This is a genomic window from Rhodopseudomonas sp. BR0C11, assembly GCF_010820945.1.
In the GTDB taxonomy this organism is placed as follows: Bacteria; Pseudomonadota; Alphaproteobacteria; order Rhizobiales; family Xanthobacteraceae; genus Rhodopseudomonas; species Rhodopseudomonas palustris_H.
Window position 1 is genome coordinate 1 of the sequence record NZ_QTKI01000321.1, and the last position, 5,771, is coordinate 5,771.

The window sequence follows — 5,771 nt, forward strand, 5'->3', positions numbered from 1 at the left end:
CGCAAACCACGACCACCAAGATGGTCACGTATCGAGGTTGAATTCCCATGGTTCGTAAGCTCGTTTTCGTCGCGGCAGCTTTCGCCGCGCTCACCGCCGCGGCTCCGGCCTTCAGCACCGAGGTGGTCCGGATCGGCACCACCGCCGGTCCCTACGCCGAGATCCTGCGCTACGCCGGCGACCTCGCCGCCAAGCAGGGCATCGAGGTGAAGATCACCGAATTCACCGACTACACTGTGCCGAATGCGGCGCTGGCGCAGGACGATCTCGACATCAACAACTTCCAGCACCAGCCTTATCTCGACAACCAGGTGGCGCAGCGTGGCTACGACATCGTCTCGATCGCCAAGAGCATCATCGTGCCGATCGGGATCTATTCGAACAAGGTCAAGACGCTGACCGACATCAAGGACGGCGCCAGCGCCGCGATCCCGAACGACCCCTCCAACGGCGCCCGTGCGCTGCAGCTGTTCGAGAAGGCCGGGCTGATCAAGCTGAAGCCGGGCATCGGCATCAAGGCGACGATCGCCGACATCGCCGAGAACCCCAAGCATCTGAAGATCGTCGAACTTGACGCGGCGCAGCTGCCGCGCTCGCTGAACGACCTCAATTTCTCGGCAGTCAACCTCAACTACGCGCTGAGCGCGGGGCTTGATCCGAAGAGCGCGCTGCTGCTGGAAGGCGCTGACACCAACTGGAACCTGGTGTTCGCGGTCCGCGCCAAGAACAAGGACAACGCCACACTGAAGAAGTTCGTCGAGATCTATCGCTCGCCGGAGGTCAAGGCCTTCACCGAAAAGCGCTTCAACGGCACCATTCTCACCACCTGGTGAGACCGGCCGCCGCGACGACGATCCACGCCATTTCTGTCATCGACAACGCGACCGGCCGCCCTGCGGCCGGTCGTCGGCATTCAGGAACACTGCACATGACCACGACTTCCGACGAGCGGCCGTATTGGGACGCCAAGCTCGAAACCCAATCGCGCGCCGACTGGGACGCGCTGAAACTGTCGCTGCTGCAAAAGCACGTCGCCCACGCCTATGCGGGCTCGCCGGCCTATCGCGCCGCTTTCGACGCCGCGAAGGTTTCGCCCGACCAGATCAAATCGCTCGACGACATCCGCCGCTTTCCGTTCATCGACAAGCGCACGCTGCGTGACCGCCAGCTCGCGGTGCCGCCGTTCGGCGATCTCGTCGCAGTGCCGGAGCGCGACATCGTTTATATCTCCGCATCGTCCGGCTCGACCGGTGTGCCGACGGCCTCGCCGTTCACGCAGTCCGACTTCGACGGCTGGATCGACTATGAGGCGCGGCAGTTCTGGTCGTCCGGAATGCGGCCAAGCGATCGCTACGTGCATTCGCTGAACTTCTCGCTGTTCATCGGCGGCCCGTGCGTGCTCGGTGCCCAGAAGCTCGGCGCGCTGACGATCCATGCCGGCACCATTCCGTCCGACCGGCTGCTGCAGATCCTGCGCCAGTTCCAGGCCACGGTGATCTGGACCACGCCGTCTTACGCCTGGTACCTCGGCGAGACCGCGATCAAAGAAGGCTACGATCTCCGCAAGGATCTGGCCGTGCGCCGGATCTTCGTCGCTGGCGAGCCCGGCGGCTCGATCCCCGAGACCCGGGGCCGCATCGAACAACTGTGGGGTGCGTCGGTGTACGACTATTACGGCCTGTCCGACATCTTCGGCTCCTGCGCCGGGATGTGCGAGCAGAAGGAAGGGCTGCACTGGGCCGAAGACCACATCCTGGTCGAAGTGATTGATCCCGACAGCGGCGAGCCGGTGAAGCCGGGAGACCGCGGCGAAATGGTGCTGACCACGCTGCAAAAGACCGCGCGGCCGATGATCCGTTTCCGCACCGGCGACATCGTCAGCTTCAATCCGGAGCCGTGCCGCTGCGGCCGCACCGCGATCCGGCTCAACGGCGTGCATGGCCGACGCGACGACATGCTGATCATCAAAGGCGTCAACCTGTTCCCGAGCGACGTCGAAGCCGTAGCGCGGCAGGATCATGAGCTGACCGGCGAATATCGGCTGGTGGTCGACCGCATCAATCACCTCGACCGTCTCACCGTCGAGGTCGAGCACATCCACGGCTACAACGGCGAGACTCACACGCTCGCCGACCGGTTCGAACGCAAGCTCAAGGCCATCACCGGCGTCTCGGCCGCGGTCTCGGTGCTGAAGCCCGACACCCTGCCGCGCGCCACGCACAAGGCCAAGCGGGTTGAGGACCGGCGCAGCGGGGTGTGGAGCTGAGGAAGGACCAGGCGGCGGACGACCTAGGTCCAGGCGGCGGAGCGTCAGCGTTCCGCCGCAACTCTACGCACCGTCATCGCGAGGAGGCGAATCCGACGAAGCAATCCAGCTCCGTACACGAGACTTTGTGGATTGCTTCGCTGCGCTCGCAATGACGGGGAGAGGACGTGATTAACCAGTGAAGCAGGCGTGCGTGCCGATCCCTGCCGTCATCGCCCGCGAAAGCGGGCGACCCAATATCCCAGTCCCGTAGCCCGCATGGAGCGAAGCGAAATGCGGGGCGGCGCCTGCCGTTAAGCACGGCGTTATTAAAGGACCCGGATTGCGCTGCGCTCCATCCGGGCTACGTTCTGCGGATCGAGGCGGCGTAGTTGTTTGGCCAGGTTGATTGAGGTTGAGGCGTTACCGCGAATACAACGTCATCCGCGGGCTTGACCCGCGGATCCATCGCGCGCGTAGCGCGCATCTTGCAAAGACTGATGGATCGCCGGGTCAAGCCCGGCGATGACGCATCTGTCAGGAGTAGCCGCAGAGCGCGGCGCGTCCTCACCACGCCGGGATATACGTGCCCTTGAAGCGGGTTTCGACGAACTGCTTGACCGGGTCGGAGTGATAGGCGTCGATCAGCTGCTTGACCCAGGGCTTGTCCTTGTCTTCTTCGCGCACCGCGATGATGTTGACCCAGGGGCCTTCGACGTTCTCACGGGCGAGTGCATCCTTGGACGGATCGAGGCCGGCCTGCACCGCGTAGTTGTTGTTGATCGACACCAGATCAACGTCCTGCAGCGACCGCGGCAGCTGCGCGGCGTCGAGTTCGACGAATTTCAGCTTCTTCGGATTGTCGATGATGTCGGCGACCGTCGCGGTGGCGCCAACGCCCTCCTTCAGCTTGATCAAGCCATGCAGCGCCAGGATCTGCAGGCCGCGCGCGCCGTTGGACGGATCGTTGGCGATCGCCACAGTAGCGCCCGGCTTCAGATCGGCCAGCGCCTTGACCTTGACCGAGTACACGCCCTGGGGCGACGCGATGGTATTGGCGACTTTGACGATCTTCCAGCCGGTCTTGGCGACCTGCGCCTTCAGGTAGGGCTCGTGCTGAAACGAATTGGCCTCGAGTTCCTTCTGCGCCAGCGCTTGGTTCGGCACCACGTAGTCGGTGAACTCGACAGGCTTGACGTCGAGGCCGCGCTCGGCGGCGACCTTCTTGACCACGTCGAGGATCTCGGCATGCGGACCGGCGGTGACGCCGACACGGATGGTTTCGGCATGGGCAGCGCCGGCGAAAGCCAGCGCGATCAGGGAAACGGCAAGACGGCGCATTCGAATACTCCTGGTCTGAACAGCGAAAATTAGTGACGACGGATGCGGCGCTTATCGAGCTTGCGCGCCAGCGTGTCGCCGAGCGTCTGCACGCCCTGCACCAGCGCGATCAGCACCAGCACCACGGTCAACATCACCTCCGGCATGAAGCGCTGATAGCCGTAGCGGATGCCGAGGTCGCCAAGGCCGCCGCCACCAACAGCACCGACCATCGCCGAATAGCCGAGCAGGCTGACGATGGTGAGCGTCAGCGCCATCGTCACCGCCGGCATCGCTTCGGGCAGCAACACCTTGCGGACGATCTGCAGCGGACTGGCGCCGAACGCACGCGCGGCTTCGATCAGGCCGTGATCGACCTCGCGGATCGCCGCTTCGATGACGCGAGCGATGAATGGAATCGCAGCGATTGTCAGCGGCACGGTCGCCGCCGCGGTGCCGATCGAGGTGCCGGCGATCAGCCGGGTCAGCGGCACGATCGCCACCACCAGGATGATGAACGGCGTCGAGCGCGTCGCGTTGACGACGACGCCGATCAGGCGATTGGCGATCGGCGCGGCAAACAGCTCGCCGGCCTGAGAGGTGGCGAGGAAAATACCGAGCGGCAGACCGATCAGCGTGCCGAACAACCCCGCCAAGCCGACCATATAGAGGGTGTCGAGCGTCGACGACGCGATCATGCGAATGAGTTCAGGCGACATAGCCGAGCTGCTCCACCAGATTGTTGCCGGCCGAGAGTTGCGCGATCACCTGGCGCAGCACGTCGGGACTAGCGTCGAGCGACACGATCAGCGTGCCGAACGGATGGCCGGCGATCATCTCGACCTGACCCGAGAGAATGTTGAGATTGACGCCGAGATCGCGCGACACCCGCGACAGCAGCGGCTGGTTGGCGTCGCTGCCCTTGAAGGTGATGCGCAGCACCGCCTGGCCGCCCGGCGGCTGCTGCGGCTGCAGCTTTTCCAAGAGCCAGTCCGGCGCGCCGCTGCCGGTCACCGACGAGACGAACCGCCGCGTCACCTCATGGCGCGGGGTGGCGAACACGTCGAAGGTTGCGCCGTCCTCGACGATGCGGCCGCCTTCGATCACCGCGACGCGGTCGGCTAGCGCTTTCACCACCGCCATCTCGTGGGTGATGAACAGGATGGTGAGATGCAGATCTCGATTGATCTGCTTCAACAGCTCGAGGATCTGATCGGTGGTTTCCGGATCGAGTGCGGACGTCGCTTCGTCGGACAGCAGCACCGAGGGTTCGGTCGCGAGCGCGCGGGCAATGCCGACGCGCTGCTTCTGACCGCCGGACAGCTCCGCCGGATAGCGATCACGCTTGTCGGCGAGCCCGACCATGTCCAACAGCGGCAGCACGCGCTTTTCGATCTCGGCTTTGGGCGTGCCGGCGATCTCGAGCGGCAGCGCGACGTTGCCGAACGCGGTGCGCGACGACAGCAGATTGAAGTGCTGGAACACCATGCCGATCGAGCGCCGCGCGGTGCGCAGATCGCGTTCGGACAGCGCGGTGATTTCGACGCCGTTGACGACGACGCGACCGCTCGACGGCTTGTCGAGGCCGTTGATCAGCCGGATCAGCGTCGACTTGCCGGCACCGCTGCGGCCGATCACGCCGAGGATCGAGCCTTTCGGCACGGTCAGGCTGATGTCGTCGAGGGCGACCACTTCGGCGCTGCTCTTCCGCGCCGGATACACCTTGCGGACACGGTCGATCAGGATACCGGTCGTCGGCTGCGACGATACAAAGGCGGGGCGCTCTCCCGCGGGCGGTTGCCAGGGAGCATTCATAATGGGCTCGTTCATCGATTCCAGGTGGCCGCCCGCGTGGCGGCGTTCCCTATCGACTACCGGCCGGCCTCCCGCATCGCAATGCCTGGAGAATAAAAACAACGCGTCGGTCGCGCTGACAGCAAATGGCGACCAAGATCTGACCCAATAGTGCCAATCGGGAGAAAATTCTTTCGCAGGCGCGCGGCCTCAGATACCGCCACCGTCCTCGAAGGCGTCATACCGCGCCTTGGCCTGGGTGATGACGCTGTTCGGCGGAACGTCGCGCGTCAGCCAGACGCCGCCGCCAATCGACGAGCCCTGCCCGATCGTCACCCGCCCGAGCACCGTGGCGCCGGCATAGATCACGACCCCGTCCTCGATGATTGGATGACGGTCGCCACCCTTGACG

Annotated in this window: 5 protein-coding genes and 1 pseudogene; 2 read left to right on the plus strand and 4 right to left on the minus strand. The window is 64.5% G+C overall.

Annotated features, from left to right (window positions below):
- Nucleotides 1-47: 47 nt before the first annotated feature.
- On the plus strand, nt 48-833 hold the full coding sequence (locus DYI24_RS19890) for a MetQ/NlpA family ABC transporter substrate-binding protein (protein ID WP_164573538.1): 786 nt from the start codon (nt 48-50) through the stop codon (nt 831-833).
- Nucleotides 834-928: 95 nt separating this feature from the next.
- Nucleotides 929-2,266 carry a phenylacetate--CoA ligase family protein gene (locus DYI24_RS19895; RefSeq protein ID WP_164573539.1) on the plus strand — a complete coding sequence of 446 codons (1,338 nt, stop codon included), beginning with the start codon at nt 929-931 and terminating at the stop codon, nt 2,264-2,266.
- Between the two features lie 546 nt (nt 2,267-2,812).
- On the opposite strand, the gene DYI24_RS19900 is transcribed toward DYI24_RS19895, so the two are convergent.
- The 4 genes and pseudogenes from DYI24_RS19900 to DYI24_RS19915 form a co-directional block, all read right to left on the minus strand.
- Nucleotides 2,813-3,586 carry a MetQ/NlpA family ABC transporter substrate-binding protein gene (locus tag DYI24_RS19900; protein ID WP_164573540.1) on the minus strand — a complete coding sequence of 258 codons (774 nt, stop codon included), beginning with the start codon at nt 3,584-3,586 and terminating at the stop codon, nt 2,813-2,815.
- A 29-nt stretch (nt 3,587-3,615) separates the two neighbouring features.
- Nucleotides 3,616-4,284, minus strand: coding sequence for a methionine ABC transporter permease (locus DYI24_RS19905; protein WP_107343465.1), 669 nt, complete (start codon nt 4,282-4,284; stop codon nt 3,616-3,618).
- Nucleotides 4,274-5,380 carry a methionine ABC transporter ATP-binding protein gene (locus tag DYI24_RS19910; protein WP_164573541.1) on the minus strand — a complete coding sequence of 369 codons (1,107 nt, stop codon included), beginning with the start codon at nt 5,378-5,380 and terminating at the stop codon, nt 4,274-4,276. The genes DYI24_RS19905 and DYI24_RS19910 overlap by 11 nt, the downstream gene beginning before the upstream one ends.
- Nucleotides 5,381-5,569: 189 nt before the next feature.
- Nucleotides 5,570-5,771, minus strand: a pseudogene (locus tag DYI24_RS19915) (serine O-acetyltransferase EpsC); the annotation flags it as partial.